This is a genomic window from Luteimonas padinae (assembly GCF_014652935.1).
GTDB lineage: Bacteria > Pseudomonadota > Gammaproteobacteria > Xanthomonadales > Xanthomonadaceae > Luteimonas > Luteimonas padinae.
Genome location: NZ_BMZT01000002.1, coordinates 326,912 through 345,998, shown reverse-complemented (window position 1 = coordinate 345,998; position 19,087 = coordinate 326,912). Strand labels below are relative to the sequence as shown.

At 69.2% G+C, this 19,087-nt stretch carries 16 protein-coding genes; 7 read left to right on the top strand and 9 right to left on the bottom strand.

Annotation, left to right across the window (positions count from 1 at the left end; translation table 11 throughout):
- Position 1: 1 nt before the first annotated feature.
- The 3 genes from IE168_RS03370 to clpS all read right to left on the bottom strand — a co-directional run bounded on the left by IE168_RS03370 (position 2) and on the right by clpS (position 3,261).
- On the bottom strand, positions 2 to 304 hold the full coding sequence (locus IE168_RS03370; RefSeq protein WP_132999799.1) for an ArsR/SmtB family transcription factor: 303 nt from the start codon (positions 302 to 304) through the stop codon (positions 2 to 4).
- 126 nt (positions 305 to 430) lie between these two features.
- Positions 431 to 2,710, bottom strand: a complete 2,280-nt coding sequence (clpA, locus tag IE168_RS03365) for an ATP-dependent Clp protease ATP-binding subunit ClpA (protein WP_189495207.1) — start codon at positions 2,708 to 2,710, stop codon at positions 431 to 433.
- 230 nt (positions 2,711 to 2,940) lie between these two features.
- Entirely contained in the window at positions 2,941 to 3,261 is a 321-nt protein-coding gene (clpS, locus tag IE168_RS03360) for an ATP-dependent Clp protease adapter ClpS (RefSeq protein WP_189495204.1), read from the bottom strand.
- A gap of 153 nt (positions 3,262 to 3,414) precedes the next feature.
- On the opposite strand from clpS, the gene IE168_RS03355 reads away from it, so the two are divergent.
- The 4 genes from IE168_RS03355 to IE168_RS03340 all read left to right on the top strand — a co-directional run bounded on the left by IE168_RS03355 (position 3,415) and on the right by IE168_RS03340 (position 6,597).
- Positions 3,415 to 3,894, top strand: a complete 480-nt coding sequence (locus IE168_RS03355; protein WP_189495202.1) for an NUDIX hydrolase — start codon at positions 3,415 to 3,417, stop codon at positions 3,892 to 3,894.
- Positions 3,894 to 5,009, top strand: coding sequence for a tRNA 2-thiouridine(34) synthase MnmA (mnmA, locus tag IE168_RS03350; RefSeq protein WP_189495200.1), 1,116 nt, complete (start codon positions 3,894 to 3,896; stop codon positions 5,007 to 5,009). The genes IE168_RS03355 and mnmA overlap by 1 nt, the downstream gene beginning before the upstream one ends.
- Before the next feature lie 5 nt (positions 5,010 to 5,014).
- Positions 5,015 to 5,614, top strand: coding sequence for a lysogenization protein HflD (locus IE168_RS03345; RefSeq protein ID WP_386660322.1), 600 nt, complete (start codon positions 5,015 to 5,017; stop codon positions 5,612 to 5,614).
- Between the two features lie 65 nt (positions 5,615 to 5,679).
- Entirely contained in the window at positions 5,680 to 6,597 is a 918-nt protein-coding gene (locus IE168_RS03340) for an AEC family transporter (protein WP_189495195.1), read from the top strand.
- A 67-nt stretch (positions 6,598 to 6,664) separates the two neighbouring features.
- On the opposite strand, the gene IE168_RS03335 is transcribed toward IE168_RS03340, so the two are convergent.
- From IE168_RS03335 to IE168_RS03320, 4 genes are all read right to left on the bottom strand, one after another.
- Positions 6,665 to 7,009: a DUF3817 domain-containing protein gene (locus IE168_RS03335; RefSeq protein ID WP_189495313.1), complete on the bottom strand. Its 345-nt coding sequence runs from the start codon at positions 7,007 to 7,009 to the stop codon at positions 6,665 to 6,667.
- Between the two features lie 99 nt (positions 7,010 to 7,108).
- Positions 7,109 to 9,703: a bifunctional aconitate hydratase 2/2-methylisocitrate dehydratase gene (gene acnB, locus IE168_RS03330; RefSeq protein ID WP_189495193.1), complete on the bottom strand. Its 2,595-nt coding sequence runs from the start codon at positions 9,701 to 9,703 to the stop codon at positions 7,109 to 7,111.
- Between the two features lie 68 nt (positions 9,704 to 9,771).
- Positions 9,772 to 10,191 (bottom strand): type II toxin-antitoxin system VapC family toxin, encoded by a 420-nt coding sequence (locus IE168_RS03325; RefSeq protein WP_189495191.1) that lies wholly within the window; start codon positions 10,189 to 10,191, stop codon positions 9,772 to 9,774.
- Positions 10,188 to 10,481, bottom strand: coding sequence for an AbrB/MazE/SpoVT family DNA-binding domain-containing protein (locus IE168_RS03320; RefSeq protein WP_189495189.1), 294 nt, complete (start codon positions 10,479 to 10,481; stop codon positions 10,188 to 10,190). The genes IE168_RS03325 and IE168_RS03320 overlap by 4 nt, the downstream gene beginning before the upstream one ends.
- 164 nt (positions 10,482 to 10,645) lie before the next feature.
- On the opposite strand from IE168_RS03320, the gene acnA reads away from it, so the two are divergent.
- Positions 10,646 to 13,420 (top strand): aconitate hydratase AcnA, encoded by a 2,775-nt coding sequence (acnA, locus tag IE168_RS03315; RefSeq protein WP_189495187.1) that lies wholly within the window; start codon positions 10,646 to 10,648, stop codon positions 13,418 to 13,420.
- A 143-nt stretch (positions 13,421 to 13,563) separates the two neighbouring features.
- Here the strand turns inward: acnA and IE168_RS03310 are convergent, their stop codons facing one another.
- Positions 13,564 to 14,025, bottom strand: a complete 462-nt coding sequence (locus IE168_RS03310) for a nuclear transport factor 2 family protein (protein WP_229823046.1) — start codon at positions 14,023 to 14,025, stop codon at positions 13,564 to 13,566.
- Between the two features lie 133 nt (positions 14,026 to 14,158).
- Here IE168_RS03310 and IE168_RS03305 point away from each other — a divergent pair, with 133 nt between their 5' ends.
- Positions 14,159 to 15,841, top strand: coding sequence for a long-chain fatty acid--CoA ligase (locus IE168_RS03305; protein ID WP_189495185.1), 1,683 nt, complete (start codon positions 14,159 to 14,161; stop codon positions 15,839 to 15,841).
- A 178-nt stretch (positions 15,842 to 16,019) separates the two neighbouring features.
- Positions 16,020 to 16,937 carry a crotonase/enoyl-CoA hydratase family protein gene (locus IE168_RS03300; RefSeq protein WP_189495183.1) on the top strand — a complete coding sequence of 306 codons (918 nt, stop codon included), beginning with the start codon at positions 16,020 to 16,022 and terminating at the stop codon, positions 16,935 to 16,937.
- 12 nt (positions 16,938 to 16,949) lie between these two features.
- On the opposite strand, the gene IE168_RS03295 is transcribed toward IE168_RS03300, so the two are convergent.
- Entirely contained in the window at positions 16,950 to 19,085 is a 2,136-nt protein-coding gene (locus tag IE168_RS03295; protein ID WP_229823045.1) for an ATP-binding protein, read from the bottom strand.
- Between the last annotated feature and the right edge of the window lie 2 nt (positions 19,086 to 19,087).

Below are 19,087 nucleotides of genomic sequence, written 5' to 3'. Positions count from 1 at the left end.
CTCATGCACAGATTTCGGGATTGCCGTTGCAGCAGTCTGCGGTGAGGAAGGCCAGCAGCTCGCGCATGTCGTCGTAGCTGGCGGCGTAGCGGACGTGCCTGCCATCGCGCCAGCAGCGCAGCAGGCCCGCGCGCTCGAGCGTCGCCAGGTGGAAGCTCATGCGCGTCGCCGGAATCGACAGTGCCTCGGCGATCGCGCCCGAAGGCACGCCCTCGAAGCCGGCGCGAACCAGCAGGCGGAAGGCGGCCAGGCGGTCGGCATGCGCGAGGGCGGACAGCGCGGAGACGGCGGATTCATCGTCCATGATTACAACTATACAAGGATTGTTGCAGAGTGCAATCCCCACGCGAGCATTTCGGCCCGTGCCATCGGTCGAACGCCGGCCGGTCAGTCACGCCCGCGCCGGGATACTGGCGAGGGCGCGGCGCCGTCAGTCGACGGTTGCAGGCAGCAGCTTCTCCGGCTCGGCCTGCACGTCGAGCACCAGCTCGCCATCGACCACGTCGATCGAGACCCGGCCGCCGCCCAGCAGCTTTCCGAACAGCAGTTCATCGGCCAGCGGCCGCTTCACCTTGTCCTGGATGACGCGCGCCATCGGCCGCGCGCCCATCAGCGGGTCGAAGCCGTGCTGGGCCAGCCACTCGCGCGCGGCCGGCGTCGCCGCCAGGCTCACGCCCTTCTCGTGCAGCTGCTCCTCGAGTTCGATGATGAACTTGTCGACCACGCGCAGGATGTGCTCCAGGCCCAGAGGCTGGAACTGCACGATGGCATCCAGGCGGTTGCGGAACTCCGGGGTGAAGCCCTTGCGGATCACCTCCATCGCATCGGTGCTGTGGTCCTGCTGGGTGAAGCCGATGGTGCGCCGCGCGGCCTGCGAGGCGCCGGCGTTGGTGGTCATCACCAGCACCACGTTGCGGAAGTTGGCCTCGCGCCCGTTGGTGTCGGTCAGGATGCCGCGGTCCATCACCTGCAGCAGGATGTTGAAGATGTCCGGATGCGCCTTCTCCACCTCGTCGAGCAGCAGCACGCAGTGCGGGGTCTTGACGATCTTCTCGGTCAGCAGGCCGCCCTGGTCGAAACCGACGTAGCCCGGCGGGGCGCCGATCAGGCGGCTGACCGAATGCGGCTCCATGTATTCGGACATGTCGAAGCGCACCAGCTCGATGCCCAGCTGCAGGGCCAGCTGGCGGGTGACTTCGGTCTTGCCGACGCCGGTGGGGCCGGCGAACAGGAAGTTGCCGATCGGCTTGTCCGGATTGCCGAGACCCGAGCGCGCCAGCTTGATCGCGCTGGTGAGCGTCCCGATCGCCGGATCCTGGCCGAAGATGACCATCTTCAGGTTGCGCTCGAGGTGCTGCAGCACGTCCTTGTCGGACGCGCTGACCTGCTTGGCCGGGATCCGCGCCATCTTCGCCACGATGGCCTCGACCTCCTCGACGTCGATCAGCGACTTGCGCGCGTCGACCGGCAGCAGCCGCTGGCGGGCACCGGCCTCGTCGATCACGTCGATGGCCTTGTCCGGCAGCAGGCGGTCGCCGATGTGCTTGACCGAAAGGTCGACGGCTGCGCGCAGCGCCTCGTCGGCGTAGGTCACGTCGTGGTGGGCCTCGTACTTCGGCTTCAGGCCCTGCAGGATCTCGTAGGTCTCGCCCACGGTGGGCTCGACGATGTCGATCTTCTGGAAGCGCCGCGCCAGCGCGCGGTCCTTCTCGAAGATGCCGCGGTATTCCTGGAAGGTGGTCGAACCGATGCAGCGCAGTTCGCCCGAGGCCAGGGCCGGCTTGATCAGGTTCGACGCGTCCATGGTGCCGCCCGACGCCGAGCCGGCGCCGATGATGGTGTGGATCTCGTCGATGAACAGGATCGCGCCCTCGTGCTTGCCGACCGCGGCCAGCACCGCCTTCAGCCGCTTCTCGAAGTCGCCGCGGTACTTGGTGCCGGCCACCAGCGCGCCCAGGTCGAGCGAGTAGATGGTGGCGTGCGCCAGCACTTCGGGCACCTCGCCGTCGACGATGCGCTTGGCCAGGCCTTCCGCGATCGCGGTCTTGCCGACGCCGGCCTCGCCCACGTACAGCGGGTTGTTCTTGCGGCGGCGGCACAGCACCTGGATGGTGCGCTCGATCTCGTCGGCGCGCCCCACCAGCGGGTCGATCTTCCCCTGGCGCGCCAGTGCGTTGAGGTCGGCGGCGAACTCGGCCAGCGCGTCGCCCTTGCCGTCGCCTTCCGCGCCTTCGGCCTTGGCATCGGGATCGCCGGATTCGGGCGAAGCCTCCTCGCCCGCGCGCGCGATGCCGTGCGACAGGTAGTTCACCACGTCCAGTCGGGTGACGTCCTGCTGGTTGAGGAAGTAGACCGCGTGCGAGTCCTTCTCGCCGAAGATGGCCACCAGCACGTTGGCGCCGCTGACCTCTTTCCTGCCCGAGGACTGCACGTGGTAGACCGCGCGCTGCAGCACGCGCTGGAAGCCGAGCGTGGGCTGGGTGTCGCGGCCGTCGTCGTCGGCCAGGCGCGACACGGAGCTCGCGATCGCCTGCTCCAGATCCGAGCGCAGGCGATGGAAGTCGGTGCCGCAGGCCTTGAGCACGGTTTCCGCGGACGGGTTGTCGAGCAATGCCAGCAGCAGGTGTTCGACCGTCATGTACTCGTCGCGCGCCTCGCGGGCGCGCTTGTAGCACTGGCCGATGCTGTACTCGAGATCCTTGCTGAACATGGGGCGTCTGCCTCCGGATTTCACTATGGACCAGATGGGGGCGCGGGCAGCGAATTCCATGCCGGTCCTTGCACCCGTTGTAGGCCTTTGCGCGCGGGCTTGGCAAGCGCCGCCGATGGCCGTTGCCGCCGGCGCGGCGCCCGCGACGACGACCTGCGCGTCATCGTGCCCCATGCGGGCATGAGGATCGGGTGGTGGACGAAGGACAGCGGGCAACCCGCCGCCGCGGGTCAGGCCTTCTCGGCGGTCGCCAGCAGCGGATGCTGGTTCAGGCGGGCGTACTCGTTGACCTGGGCGACCTTGGACTCGGCCACGTCGCGGGTGAACACACCGCAGACGCCGCGGCCGCGGGTGTGGACGTGCAGCATCACCTGGGTGGCGCGCTCGATGTCCATGCCGAAGAAGCGGACCAGCACTTCGACCACGAAATCCATCGGCGTGTAGTCGTCGTTCAGCAGCAGGACCGAGTACAGCGGCGGCCGCGCCAGCTCGGGGCGACCGGTCTCGACGGCGACGCCGTGGTCGCGCTCGTGTCCTGCATGGTGGCTCATGGCCGTGATTATACCGGTGCGCCCGGTGGACGGCCCCATGCCGGCGGGCGAAAATGAGCCATTCCAGACCGGTTGCCGCATGCGCCCTGCCCGCCCGATGCCGTTCCACCGCCACCGCCCGGCGCGCTGCCACGCGCGTGGACCAGGCCGTCCATGACCTACCGGCAGGGACGGTTCTGGCAGCCCGATGTCACCGTCGCCACGGTGGTGGTCGACGGCGGCCGCGTGCTGTGCGTGGAGGAGCGCTCCGGCGGCCGCCTCGTGCTCAACCAGCCCGCCGGCCATCTGGAACCGGACGAGGACCTGGTCGACGCCGCCGTGCGCGAAACGCTGGAGGAGTCGGGCTGGACGGTCGAGCCCACCGCGTTCATCGGCGCCTACCAGTGGACCTCGCCCACCCTGCCCGACGGCAGCCCCGGGCGGCACTACCTGCGCTTCGCCTTCGCCGCGCGCCCGCTGTCGCACGATCCGGCGCGCGAGCTGGACGAAGGCATCGTGCGTGCCCTCTGGCTGACGCCGGCGGAGCTGCAGGCCGAGGCCGCCCGTCACCGCAGTCCGCTGGTCTGGCAGGTCGTCGCCGACCACCTGGCCGGCAGCCGGCAGCCGCTGTCGCTGCTGCGCTCGGTGCGCTGATGGCGGCGCCCGACGCCATCGTCGGCATGTCCGGCGGCGTGGACTCCTCGGTCGCCGCACTGGTGCTGCGCGACGCCGGGGTCGCGATCGCCGGACTGTTCATGGACAACTGGGCCGACGACGGCAGCGGCCACTGCCGCGCCGACGAGGACCGCCGCGACGCCGTCGCGGTCTGTGGGCGGCTCGGCATCCCGATCCACTTCCGCGACTTCTCGGGCGAGTACTGGGCAGGTGTGTTCGAGCATTTCCTGGCCGAGTACGCCGCCGGGCGCACGCCGAATCCGGACGTGCTGTGCAACCGCGAGATCAAGTTCAAGCATTTCCTCGACGCTGTCCGCGAGCTGGGCGCGGCGCGCATCGCCACCGGACACTACGCCCGCGTCGACTTCGCGGGCGGCCGCTGGCGCCTGCTGCGCGCGGCCGACCGCGGCAAGGACCAGAGCTACTTCCTGCACCAGCTGGGACAGGAGCAGCTGGCGGCGACCCTCTTCCCGCTGGGCCACCTGCACAAGGACGAAGTGCGCGCGATGGCCGCGGCCGCCGGGCTTCCGACCGCCGCCAAGAAGGATTCGACCGGCATCTGCTTCGTCGGCGAGCGCGACTTCCGCGAATTCCTCGGCCAGTACCTGCCGGCCCGGCCAGGCGCGATCCGCACGCCCGACGGCCAGGACGTGGGCGAACATCCCGGCGTGTTCTACTACACCCTCGGCCAGCGCGAGGGCCTGCACATCGGCGGCCGCCGCGGCTTCGACGACAAGCCCTGGTACGTGGTCGGCAAGGACGTCGCCACCAACGTGCTGACGGTTGACCAGGGCCACGACAGCCCATACCTGATGTCACGCAGCCTGCGCAGCGAAGCCGCACACTGGATCGCCGGCGCGCCGCCGTCCACCCGTTTCAGCTGCACGGCGCAGACGCGCTACCGGCAGCCAGAGGAGCCATGCGAAGTGAGCGTTGACGATACCGGGACCCTGCAGGTCGCCTTCCTGCGACCCCAGCGCGCCGTGACCCCGGGCCAGTCCGTGGTGCTGTACCAGGGCGAGGCCTGTCTGGGCGGCGCGGTGATCGCGTCCACCGACGCCCCTGCCGCCCACGGCACGGGGGCCCCGGCATGAGCGACATGCACGACCGCATGCTGGCGCTGGCTGGCCTGGCCCAGGCCCTGCGCCAGGTGCGCCGCGTGGCCGAGACCGGCCAGGCCGAAGGCACCGTGCTCGAAACAGCGCTGGGCAGCGTGTTCCGCATCGACGCCGACTCGGCCGCGGACGTCTACGGCGGCGTGCCCAACGTTCGCCCCGGCCTGATGCTGGTGCGCGACTACCTGGCCAACAAGGGCCAGGACCCCCTGCTGCCGAAGCTCGCGCTGGCGGTGACCCAGCTCGAGCGCCGCTTCGTCCAGGACGACGACATCGCGCGCCGCGTGCACGAGGGGATCCTCGCCGCCCGCCACGACGCCGGGCGCCTGGGCACCGCGCATCCGGAGGTGCTGACGAAGCTCGGCGCGCTCTACGCGGATACCGTCAGCCACCTGCGCCCGCGCGTGCTGGTGCAGGGCAACCCGCACTACCTGGGCCAGGCCGCGATCGTGGCCGAGATCCGGGCGATGCTGCTGGCGGCGCTGCGCTCGGCGGTGCTGTGGCGGCAGTCCGGCGGCAGCCCCTGGGACTTCCTGTTCCAGCGCGGCGCGATGGCGCGGGCGGTGGAGGATCTGCTGGGCTGAAGAGTTGCGGAAGCACTTTCAGCCACGGATTCGCGCGAATCAGAACGGGTTGACGCGGACTACTGATGGCCTTTGATGCGTTTGCGTTGATGCTCGCGATGCTGGCCTTGGGCATGGTGTTCGCGCGCCTGCGCGTGCTGCCGGCCAACGCGGCGGAAACGTTGAACCTGCTGGTGCTCTACGTCTGCCTGCCGGCGGCGATCCTGCTCAACGTGCCGAAGCTGCGCTTCGACGTGTCGCTGTTCGCGCTGGCGGCGCTGCCGTGGCTGGTGGCCGGCGTGGCGTGGGCCATGGTGCAGCTCGCGTCACGCTGGCTGCATTTCCGGCGCGATGAAATGGTGGTGCTGGTGCTGCTGACGATGCTCGGCAACACCAGCTATGTCGGCTTCCCGATGGTCGAGGCGCTGCTCGGCGGGCAGGCCATTCCCTATGCCGTGGTCTACGACCAGTTCGGCACCTTCCTGCTGCTGTCCACCGTCGGCATGATCGTGCTGGCGCGCGGCAGCGGCGACAGCGCGCCGTCGGCGCGGGCGATCGCGCTGCGCATCGTCCGTTTCCCGCCGATCTGGGCGCTGGTGTTCGGACTCACGCTGATGCCGGAGCAGCCGCCGCAGTGGATCGCCCTCGCGTTGGAGCGCCTGTCCGGCGTACTGGTGATGCTGGTGATGCTGGCCGTGGGCCTGGGCATCCAGCTGCGCCTGCCGCGCGACGAGATCGCGCCGCTGGCGACCGGGCTGGCGCTGAAGCTGGTGCTGTTGCCTCTGCTTTCGCTGCCGGTGGCCTGGCTGCTGGGCATGCGTGGCGACGTGCTGCAGGTGGGCGTGCTGGAAACCGCGATGCCGCCGATGATCACCGCCGCCGCGCTGGCGATCACGCATGGGCTGGCGCCGCGATTGGCGGCTGCGATCGTGGGGTACGGGATCGTGCTGTCGCTGGTGACCTTGCCGCTGTGGCGGCTGGTGCTGCTGCAGGTTTCCGGCTGAGCGCAGCCTGGCAACTGCGCGTTTCATGCTGCCTGCAGCGCGAAGCCGCTGCGCAGCCCGGTTTCCGTCAGGCCTTCCCCGTGAGTTCTGGGCCGGGGTTCCTTGCAATCACCACCTGCGACAGCAGGCCGCGGCGGCGGAACCAGTACTCGAGTGGCAGGGTCACCAGCGGCGGGATCGCCGCAAGCACCGCGACCAGCAGGGCCCACATCGGCCAACGCAGCCTGACACCCGCGGCGAACGCGACGACCACGTAGAGCAGGAACGCGCCGCCGTGGAGGCGGCCGAACAGCCAGACGCCAAGATCGGTCGTGCCGCTGACGTACTTCAGGTACATGCCCACGAGCAGCCCCGCCCAGGTAAATGCTTCGACCAGGGCGACGAGGGAAAAGAGTTTGCCGGCCGCTGACATCCGCCGTTGCCCTTCACGCATGTGAATCTCCAGACTGGAACGCTGATCGGAAGACGCCCGACAATGCCGGGCGTTTCCGCAGTCGACGCGACGTGCCGGTCAGGCCGCCGACGCCCCTTCCGCCACCTCGCGGTACTCCTCGATCTGATCGAAGTTCATGTACCGGTAGATCTCCGCGCCCTTGTCGCTGATCACGCCCACGCCTTCCATGTACTCCTCGCGGGTCGGGATGCGGCCCAGGCGCGAGCAGATCGCGGCCAGCTCCGCCGAGCCCAGGTAGACGTTGGTGTTGCGCCCCAGGCGGTTCGGGAAGTTGCGGGTCGAGGTCGACATCGCGGTGGCGCCCTCGCGGATCTGCGCCTGGTTGCCCATGCACAGCGAGCAGCCCGGCATCTCCATGCGTGCGCCGGCGGCGCCGAAGGTGCCGTAGTGGCCTTCCCTGGTCAGCTCGCTGGCGTCCATCCTGGTCGGCGGCGCGACCCAGAGGCGCGTGGGGATGTCGCGCTTGCCTTCCAGCAGCTTTGCAGCCGCGCGGAAGTGGCCGATGTTGGTCATGCACGAGCCGATGAACACCTCGTCGATGGTGTCGCCGGCGACGTCGGACAGGGTCTTGGCATCGTCCGGATCGTTCGGGCAGCACACGATCGGTTCGACGATCTCGGCCAGGTCGATCTCGATCACCGCGGCGTACTCGGCGTCGGCATCGGGCTCGAGCAGCTGCGGGTCGGCCAGCCACTGCTCCATTTTGGCGATGCGGCGCTGCAGGGTGCGGGCGTCGGCGTAGCCTTCGGCGATCATCCACTTCAGCAGCACGATGTTGCTGGTGAGGTATTCGATGATCGGCGCCTTGTCCAGACGCACGGTGCAGCCAGCGGCGGAGCGCTCGGCGGAGGCGTCGGCCAGCTCGAAGGCCTGCTCGATCTTCAGGTCCGGCAGGCCTTCGATCTCCAGGATGCGGCCGGAGAAGATGTTCTTCTTGCCCTGCTTGGCAACCGTCAGCAGGCCCGCCTTGATCGCGTACAGCGGGATCGCGTGCACCAGGTCACGCAGGGTCACGCCCGGCTGCAGCTGGCCCTTGAAGCGCACCAGCACCGATTCGGGCATGTCCAGCGGCATCACGCCCGTCGCCGCGGCGAAAGCGACCAGGCCCGAGCCCGCCGGGAAGGAAATGCCGATCGGGAAGCGAGTGTGGCTGTCGCCGCCAGTGCCGACGGTGTCGGGCAGCAGCATGCGGTTGAGCCAGCTGTGGATGATGCCGTCGCCCGGGCGCAGCGAGACGCCGCCGCGGGTGGAGATGAACTCCGGCAGCGTGTGGTGCGTCTTCACGTCCACCGGCTTCGGATAGGCCGCGGTGTGGCAGAACGACTGCATCACCAGGTCCGACGAGAAGCCCAGGCAGGCCAGGTCCTTCAGCTCGTCGCGGGTCATCGGGCCGGTGGTGTCCTGCGAACCGACGGTGGTCATCTTCGGCTCGCAGTAGGTGCCCGGGCGAACGCCCTGCCCCTCCGCCAGGCCGCAGGCGCGGCCGACCATCTTCTGCGCGAGCGTGAACCCCTTGCCGGTGTCGGCGGGCGCGGCCGGCTGGCGGAACAGCGCGGTGGCGGGCAGGCCCAGCGACTCGCGGGCCCGCGCGGTCAGGCCGCGGCCGATGATCAGCGGGATGCGGCCGCCGGCGCGCACCTCGTCGAACAGCACTTCGCTCTTGACCTCGAACTCGGCGATCACTTCGCCGCCCTTCAGCGCCTTGCCGTCGTAGGGACGCAGCTCGACCACGTCGCCGTGCTCCATCTTCGACACGTCGAGCTCGATCGGCAGCGCGCCGGCGTCCTCCATCGTGTTGTAGAAGATCGGCGCGATCTTCGAGCCCAGGCAGACGCCGCCGAAGCGCTTGTTCGGGATGTAGGGGATGTCCTCGCCGGTCCACCACAGCACGCTGTTGGTGGCCGACTTGCGGCTGGAACCGGTGCCGACCACGTCGCCGACGTAGGCGACGAGATGCCCCTTCTCCTTCAGCGACAGGATCTCCTGGATCGGGCCGCGCTTGCCGTCTTCTTCCGGCACGAAGGGCGCGTCGGGGCGCTTGTTCTTCAGCATCGCCAGCGCATGCATCGGGATGTCCGGGCGCGTGGTGGCGTCCGGCGCCGGCGACAGGTCGTCGGTATTGGTCTCGCCCGGCACCTTGAACACGGTGATGGTCATCGACTCCGGCACCTCCGGCTTCGAGGTGAACCATTCGGCGTCGGCCCAGCTCTGCAGCACGGCCTGGGCGTTGGCGTTGCCGGCCTTCGCCTTCTCCTCGATGTCGTGGAAGGCATCGAACACCAGCAGGGTGTGCTTCAGGCCATCGGCGGCGACGGCGCCCAGCCGCGCGTCATCCAGCAGCTCGACCAGCGGAGCGACGTTGTAGCCACCCAGCATCGTGCCCAGCAGCTCCGTGGCGCGCTCGCGGCTGATCAGCGCGTTCTGTTCGCTGCCGAAGGCGATGGCGGCCAGGTACGAGGCCTTGACCTTGGCCGCATCGTCCACGCCCGCGGGCACGCGGTGGGTCAGCAGGTCGAGCAGGAACTGCTCCTCGCCGGCCGGCGGGTTCTTCAGCAGCTCGATGACGTCGGCGGTCTGCTGCGCGGTCAGCGGCAGCGCGGGGATGCCGAGCGCAGCGCGTTCGGCCACGTGGTGGCGATAGGCTTCCAACATGGTGGGGACTCCGGGAAAAAACAGGTGGTGGATGTCGCTTCGTTCCCGCCACGGCGGGGACGCTGTTCTCAGGTGGCCTTTGGCACGATCAGCTTCAGGCCCTTGAAGTAGTCGCGGAAGAAGCCGTCGTCGCGGGTGATCAAGGCATTGCACTGGAGCATGGCGTGGGCGCCGACGAGGAAATCCGGCACGGTGCGCGGTGCTTCCTTGTTACGCGAGGATTTGCGCCGCTGGTTGAAGCGGCGCTGCATTTCACCAGCGCGGATGGCCGCCCTGCGATCGACCGGCAGGTAGCTCAGACCCATGTCCTCGACCACGTCCATGATGTCCGCGCCGTGGCCCAGGCCCGCGGTGATTTCGCTCACCACCACGTCGCAGACCACGACCGGCCCCAGCATCAGGGCATCGCGGACGCAGCTTTCGGCCGCGTCAGCCCGGGCGTCTTCACCGAGCAGGTCGATCAGTACATTGGTATCGACGGCGATCATTCATCGCCCGCCTGGCCGGCATCGGCCGGTTCGCGCAGCACCTCGAAGGGTTCCAGAGGGTCACCCGGCGCACGCCCACGCAGTTCGCGCATGATGTCGTCGGTGGTGACGCCGGGCGGCAGCTTGAACCGGCCACGGGCCCGCGACACAGCGTCATCGACGTTCTTGCGCAGGATGATGCGCCCGCCTTCCAGTTCAACCTTCAGGGTGGTGCCCTTGGTCAGCCCCAGGGCATCACGCACCGCCTTGGGCAGGGTGATCTGGCCGCGTTCGGCAACGGTGGCTTCCATGGGACCTCCCGCCCGTCGGGGCATGGCTGGAACGGTATGCATGTATTGTACATACCTTGCAATGCATACCCAAGCCCACATACCGGGAACGCAGCGGTAACGCATTCATCCGTACACTGGCGGCCTGCCCGCCCGCCAAGCCATCCGAACCAAGGAGCCCAGCCATGGCCGATTCCTTCTCCACCCGCGACCGTCTCGAGGTCAACGGCAAGTCCTACACCTATGCCAGCCTCGCGAAGCTCGGCCAGCAGTTCGACCTCGCCCGCCTGCCCTACTCCATGAAGATCCTGCTGGAGAACCTGCTCCGGCACGAGGACGGCGGGATCACGGTCGGCAAGGAGCACATCGAGGCCGTGGCGCGATGGGACGCGAAGGCCGAGCCCGACACCGAGATCGCCTTCATGCCTGCGCGCGTGGTGCTGCAGGACTTCACCGGCGTGCCCTGCGTGGTCGACCTGGCCGCGATGCGCGATGCCGTGGCCCGCCTGGGCGGCCGCCCCGAACAGATCAACCCGCTGATCCCGTCGGAGCTGGTGATCGACCACTCGGTGCAGGTCGATGTCTTCGGCCGCCCGGACGCGCTGGACCTCAACGGCCGGATCGAGTTCGACCGCAACAAGGAGCGCTACGGCTTCCTGCGCTGGGGCCAGAACGCCTTCCAGGACTTCAAGGTGGTGCCGCCCAACACCGGCATCGTCCATCAGGTGAACCTGGAGCATCTGGCGCGCGTGGTGATGGAGCGCAGCATCCCCAACGAGAGCGGCGACGGCGAGACCTGGGCCTTCCCGGACACCGTGTTCGGCACCGACAGCCACACCACGATGATCAACGGCATCGGCGTGCTCGGCTGGGGCGTGGGCGGCATCGAGGCCGAGGCCGCGATGCTCGGCCAGCCGTCGTCGATGCTGATCCCGCAGGTGGTCGGCTTCAAGCTCACCGGCAAGCTGCCCGAGGGCGCCACCGCCACCGACCTGGTGCTCACCGTCACCCAGATGCTGCGCGCGCATGGCGTGGTCGGGAAGTTCGTCGAGTTCTTCGGCGACGGCCTGCAGCACCTGCCGCTGGCCGACCGCGCCACCATCGGCAACATGTCGCCCGAGTACGGCGCCACCTGCGGCATCTTCCCGGTCGACGCCGAGGCGATCCGCTACCTGCGCCTGTCCGGCCGCAGCGAGGAACAGATCGCGCTGGTCGAGGCGTATGCGAAGGCCCAGGGCCTGTGGCACGAACCCGGCCAGGCCGAGGCCACCTACTCCTCCGTGCTTGAGCTGGACATGGGCACCGTCAAGCCCTCGCTGGCCGGCCCCAAGCGCCCGCAGGACCGGGTGCTGCTGGAGGACATGAAGGCGAACTTCAACGAGAACGTCGAAGGCCTGGTCGCCAACCGCAAGGTCGGCTGCGCGGTGCAGGAACTGGCGGCCGAGGGCGGCGACCAGCCCCAGGCCGCGCGCCTGGCGGCCAAGCCGGTGTCGAAGATCACCATCGGTGACGGCGAACACCAGCTTTGCGACGGCTCGGTGGTGATCGCGGCGATCACCTCCTGCACCAACACCTCCAACCCGGCTGTGATGCTCGGCGCCGGCCTGCTGGCGCGCAACGCCGTGGCGAAGGGCCTCAAGGCCGCGCCCTGGGTGAAGACCTCGCTCGGCCCGGGCTCGCTGGTGGTCACCGACTACCTGAAGAAGGCCGGGGTGATGGACGACCTGGAGAAGCTCGGTTTCTACGTGGTCGGATACGGCTGCACCACCTGCATCGGCAACTCCGGCCCGCTGCCGGAAGCGGTGTCGAAGGGCATCGCCGAGAACGACCTCGCCGTGGCCTCGGTGCTCTCGGGCAACCGCAACTTCGAAGGCCGCATCCACGCCGAGGTGAAGATGAACTACCTCGCCTCGCCGCCGCTGGTGGTGGCCTATGCCATCGCCGGCACGGTCGACATCGACCTGACCCGCGAGCCGCTGGGCCAGGATGCCGACGGCAAGGACGTCTACCTGCGCGACATCTGGCCCTCCAACAAGGAAATCGGCGACATGATCGCCGCGACTGTGGGCCCGGAGCTGTTCGCACAGAACTACGCCGACGTGTTCAAGGGCGACGCGCGCTGGAACGCGATGGCCTCGCCGGAAAGCGAGCTCTACCCCTGGGACGAGGCCTCGACCTACATCAAGAACCCGCCCTACTTCGACGGCATGACGATGGAGGTCGGCAGCATCGACGACATCCACGGCGCGCGCGTGCTGGGCCTGTTCGGCGACTCGATCACCACCGACCACATCTCGCCCGCCGGCTCGATCAAGAAGGACTCGCCCGCGGGCCTGTTCCTGCAGTCGCGCGGCGTGCAGCCGGCGGACTTCAACAGCTACGGCTCGCGCCGCGGCAACGACGACGTGATGGTGCGCGGCACCTTCGCCAACATCCGCATCCGCAACCGGATGCTCGACGGCGTCGAGGGCGGCTACACCCGCTACTTCGGCAAGGACGGCGGCGAAGGCGAACAGCTGGCGATCTACGACGCGGCGATGAAGTACAAGGCCGACGGCACGCCGCTGGTGGTGATCGCCGGCAAGGAGTACGGCACCGGCTCCTCGCGCGACTGGGCGGCCAAGGGCACCAACCTGCTGGGCGTCAAGGCGGTGATTGCGGAAAGCTTCGAGCGCATCCACCGCTCCAACCTGGTGGGCATGGGCGTGCTGCCGCTGCAGTTCATCGACGGGCAGAGCGCGGAGTCGCTGGGTCTGGACGGCACCGAGACCTATGCCGTCACCGGGCTGGAGGACGGCGCCGCGAAGCGTGCCACGGTCACGGCCACGGCGGCCGACGGCCGCAGCACTACGTTCGAAGTTGCGGTGATGCTGCTCACGCCCAAGGAGGTCGAGTACTTCCGCAACGGCGGCCTGCTGCACTACGTGCTGCGGCAGCTGGCCGGACACCAAGCCGCCTGACCCCGCCCCCTGTATCTGTAGGAGCAGCTACAGCTGCGACCCGTGCTTGCCGGGCTGCCCGGTCGCAGCTGTAGCTGCTCCTACAGAGGTGGGCTGTGCGGTCGCAGCTGTAGCTGCTCCTGCAGGCAGGGAGTCTTCGGCCTTCAGCGCATCACCGGCGCCCAGTCCGCGCTGCTCATCCGCCACTCGCCATCGACCAGGCGCCAGCCGGTGTCGACCTGCCAGGCCTGGGCGCTGTCGGGCAGCAGCCGGCCGCTGCCGCCGGAGAGCACGGCGCTGAAGCGGACGCGGGCGTGGTCGTCCTGGAGCTCGATGTCAAGCGGGCCCGGAAGCACGCCCACGTCGCCGTGGCGCATGAAGTGCAGCGCGGCCAGGCGTCGCGCGCCATCGCGATCGAGCCCGCCGGGCCCGATGAAGTCGTCGCTGAGATGCTCCGACACCTCCCCCGCATCGCGCGCCTCGATCGCCGCCTGGATCCCGTCGAGCGCCTGGCGCAGCGCTTCCTCGGGCTGTGGACGTGCGCAGGCGGCCATCGCCGCGACGAGCAGCAGCGCGGCTGCGATGCGCCACCGGGGCGCAGCATCGAAGTGTCCGCGTGCCGCCATGCCGTTCCCCGTTCGCCCGTGGTCCGCGCCAGCATAGCTGCACTGCGCCTTGCCGCGCCGCGGAACCGTGTGATCCAATCGAATCGATGCGCCGGGCGCGAAACCCGGCGGCCAACCGTCCGAGGGGGAATGAATGAGCAGCACTGAACGGCCATGGCTGGCGAACTATCCGGACGGGATTCCCGCCGAGATCGACGCCGACGAATACCCCTCGATCCCGGCGCTGCTGCAGGAGGCGATCGACAAGTACCGCGACCAGCCCGCGTTCTCCAACATGGGCGTGTCCATCACCTATGGTGAGCTGGACACGCTGAGCCGGCAGTTCGCGGCCTACCTGCTCGGGGAGTTGAAGTTCAGGAAGGGCGATCGCATCGCGATCATGATGCCCAACTGCCTGCAGTACCCGATCGCCACCTTCGGCGCGCTGCGCGCGGGGCTCGCGGTGGTCAACACCAATCCGATGTACACCGCGCGCGAACTGCGCCACCAGCTGGTCGATTCCGGCGCGCGCGCGATCCTGGTGCTCGACAACTTCGGCCACGTGGTGCAGAAGGTCCTGGCCGACAGCAAGGTCGAGAAGGTCATCACCACCGGCCTGGGCGACATGCTCGGCTTCCCCAAGGGCGCGATCGTCAACTTCGTCGTCAAGCACGTGAAGAAGATGGTGCCCGACTACGCCATCGCGGGAACGATCCGCTTCCGCGACGCGCTGAAGGCCGGCGCGGCGCACGCGGTGCCCGACGTCGCCATCGACCGCGAGGACATCGCCTTCCTGCAATACACCGGCGGCACCACCGGCGTCGCCAAGGGCGCGATGCTGACCCACCGCAATCTGGTGGCCAACATGCAGCAGGCCTCGGCCTGGGTCAGCAAGCAGGCCAAACCGGGCCAGGAAGTGATCGTCACCGCGCTGCCGCTGTACCACATCTTCGCGCTGACCGCGAACGGCCTGGTGTTCACCAAGTTCGGCGCCAAGAACATCCTGATCACCAACCCGCGCGACATGCCCGGCTTCGTCAAGGAGCTCAAGCGTGAGCCCTTCACCGCCATCACCGGCGTCAACACGCTGTTCAACGGCCTGCTCAATACGCCCGGCTTCGAGGACGTCGACTTTTCGCAGCTGCGCCTGACGCTGGGCGGCGGCATGGCCGTGCAGCGTTCGGTGGCCGAGCGCTGGAAGAAGGTGACCGGCGTGACCCTGGTCGAAGCCTACGGCCTGACCGAGACCTCGCCCGCGGCCTGCATCAACCCGATGGACCTGGCCGAGTACAACGGCGCCATCGGCCTGCCGATCCCGTCGACGGACGCCTGCATCAAGGACGAGGAAGGCCGCATGCTTCCCGTCGGCGAAGTGGGCGAGCTGTGCATCAAGGGCCCTCAGGTCATGCGCGGCTACTGGCAGCGCCCCGAGGACACCGCCGCGGCGATCGATGCCGACGGCTGGCTGCACACCGGCGACATGGCGCGCATGGACGAAGGCGGCTTCTTCTACATCGTCGACCGCAAGAAGGACATGATCCTGGTGTCGGGCTTCAACGTGTACCCGAACGAGATCGAGGACGTGATCGCGATGATGCCCGGCGTGCTCGAGGTCGCCGCCGTCGGCGTGCCCGACGACAAGTCGGGCGAGGCGGTGAAGCTGGTCATCGTGAAGAAGGACCCGTCGCTCACCGCCGAGCAGGTCAAGGCCCACGCCCGCAACGAGCTCACCGGCTACAAGCAGCCGCGCTATATCGAGTTCCGTGACGAGCTGCCCAAGACGAATGTGGGCAAGATCCTGCGGCGGGAGCTCCGCGACGAAACACCCTCGCATTAATGTGACGTAATTCACAGTTTTTCCCTGACGGCCGGGCTCCCCTGCCCCGGTGCGTCCACTCCGCTTGCCCAAGCGGGGAAATGGGCGCATAGATGCCCGGCAACGGGCATTCATCATCTTTCCAGGACTCCGCCGGCAGGCCCGGCCGGAGGCGTCCTGCACGTCAGGGGACCTCCACATGAACGTCGAATTTCTTCACGGCAACACCGCCACGGACCTGGCCACGCTCCGCATCACCCACGACCCGTCCAACGCCTCGCACTGGTGCCACATGCACGCCCGCCAGGCCTTCAGCGACGCCTCGTACCGGCCATGCTTCTCCCCGCGGCTGCTGCGTGAACTCCGGCTGTTCGCGCGGGAGGCGATCGAGGGCTGCCAGGCCGCGTCCGCGGCGGCCGAGGGCCCGGCTCCGGCCCTGTCGCACATCGTCATCGGCTCGGATGCGCACGTCTTCAACCTCGGTGGCGACCTCGAGCTGTTCGCGGGCCTGATCCGCCAGCGCGACCGCGAAGGCCTGCTCCGCTACGCCACCGAATGCGTCGACAGCATCCACCTGCTGCACACCCGCCTGCATCCGGACGCACACACCGTGGCGCTGGTCCAGGGCGACGCGCTGGGCGGCGGCTTCGAGCTCGCGCTGGCCTGCCAGACGATCGTGGCCGAGCGCGGCGTGCAGATGGGCTTCCCGGAGGTCCTGTTCGGCCTCTTCCCGGGCATGGGCGCCTACTCGCTGCTATCGCGCCGCATCGGTCCGAAGCGCGCCGAACAGATGATGCTCGACGGCGTGATGTACAGCAGCGAGGCGCTGCACGATATGGGCATCGTCGACGTGCTGGCCGAGCCCGGCGAGGGCGTGCGTGCCGTCAACGAGGTGATCCGGCAGAACCGCCGCATCGCCGCCGCGCGGCTGGCGCTGCACCGGGTGCGCGATGCGATCGACCCGATCCCGCACGCGGAGCTGATGGACACCACGCGGATCTGGGTGGACACCGCGCTGCAGCTGGGCGACCGCCAGCTCAGGATGATGGAGCGCCTGGTGCGCGCGCAGCTGCAGCGCCCCGCCCTCCTCGACGCCGCGGTGGCCACCAGCCGCTGAGGCTGGCCCCCTTCAGGCGCTGTCAGGCCCGGTGGCGGCATCGCCCCGGGCCAGGTCGCCGCGTGCGCGCAGCGCCGCCAGCGCCTGCTCCAGCTGCTGGCGCATCAGCCGGACCATGCGGCTCCACTCGCGGACCAGCCCGTCGGTGGGCATGCGCATGCCGTCGGACGCGGTTTCGGAAACGCGCACCGCGCCCATGTTGCCGGCCGCGCCCTTCAGCGCGTGGCAGGCGTCCCTGAAGCCATCCCAGCGCGCCGCAGCGCCCGCGGCCTCCATGTCGGCCAGGCACTTGCGCGCGTCGCGCGCGCACTCGCCCAGGAAGCGCTGCACGAACTCGTCGCCCAGGCCCATCTCGCGCAGCTCGTCGAGGATGTGCTGGGAGATGACGCTGCCATTCCCCTGCCCGGCGACGTCCGCCGCTGCGGCGCCGGCGGCCGCCGGAGCCTCGCCGTCGGCGATCGCGGCCAGCCGCTCCAGCAGGCGGTCCACGACCACCGGCTTGGTCATGAAGGCATGGGCGCCGGCCCGCTCGCAGTCCGCGCGCGCCTCCGGCGTAGCGTCGGCCGTGAGCACGATGAAGGGCGTGCGCCTGCGGCCGGCCTCCAGGAAACGGGCCTGCTTGAGCACCTCCAGCCCGCTGCCCCCCGGCATGTGCAGGTCGATGATCACCACGTCGAAGTCCTGCGCCTCGAGTGCGGCCAGCACTTCTTCGCCATCGTCGACGACCTGCGGCCGGTGCCCCGCCTTCTCCAGCAGCTTGCGCATGACCATCAGGTTGGCGGCCTGGTCGTCGGCCACCAGCACCCGCAGCGGACGCACGCGCGCGCGGTGGCGGACGAAGGGATCGCTGAAGGCGATGACGTTGCCGCCATCGCCCGCGGCCACGGGCGTCGCGGCCGCGAACGGCAGGTCCACCCAGAAATGCGAGCCGATGCCGGCGTGGCTCTCGAGGCCGATGCTGCCGCCGAGCTGCTCGACCAGGGCCTTGGCGATGGTCGTGCCGAGGCCGGTGCCGCCGTAGCGTCGTTCCAGGCCGTCGTCGGCCTGCTCGAAGGCCTCGAAGATCCGCGCCTGCGCCGGGACCGGGATGCCGATGCCGGTGTCGCGCACCGAGAAGCGCAGCCAGATGCGGGCCTCGTCGCGCGGCAGCCGCTCCACCTCCAGCGAGACCCGCCCGGCGTCGGTGAACTTGATCGCGTTCGACAGCAGGTTCACCAGCACGTGGCGCAGGTGGTTGCCGTCGCCGTGCAGGTGGGCCGGAACGCCGTCGCCCAGGTGTGTGTCGAAGGCCAGGCCCTTGGCATGCGCCCCGGGCTGCAGCATCAGGCCGATGCCGCGGATCAGTTCGTCGAGCGGGAAGTCGGCGTCGCTGCGGCGGAACTTGCCCGCCTCCAGACTGGACAGGTCCAGCACCTCGTCCACCAGCATCTGCAGCGCGCGCGCCGAGGTCCGGATCACCTCCGAGCTGTCACGCTGTTCGGCGCTGAGCGGCGTGGCCGCCAGCAGCTCGGACATGCCGAGGATGCCGTTGAGCGGTGTGCGCAGCTCGTGGCTGATATTGGCCAGGAAGCGGCTCTTGGCGCGGTTGGCCGCCTGCGCCGCCTCCTTGGCCTGGACCAGCTGGCGCAGCAGCGAGCTCAGGTACAGCGGCACCGCGGCCAGCCCGACCAGCAGCCCGGCGCCCAGCCACAGGTTCTGCTGCCAGTACGGCGTGATCGCCAGCGCGGTGCCGAACGACACCGCGGCGAAGCCGATCGCCAGGTACAGCCAGCGCGGCCCGAAGCGCAGGCCGTTGCCGACCGTGACCCACAGGATCACCACGTACATCCACGCCAGCAGGTCGCCGAGCAGGTACAGGCCGACGCCCATCAGGCTGTAGTCGGCCACCATCCCGAGCACGCGGCGCGGATAGGAGACACCGGGACGCGCCAGCAGCCAGCCCAGGATCAGCAGGCCGATGCCGAACTCCACCGCCATCAGGATCTGCGACAGCCGCAGCTGCTGCGCCACCTCCGGCCGGCCGCTGACCACCAGCTGCAGGTAGGCGGTGATGAGCACCAGCATCGCCATGCGCACCAGCGCCTGGCCGTGCTCGGTATCCGGCCGGTTGGCCAGCCGGGCCCTGATCCATGGCAGGACCGGCGGCACGG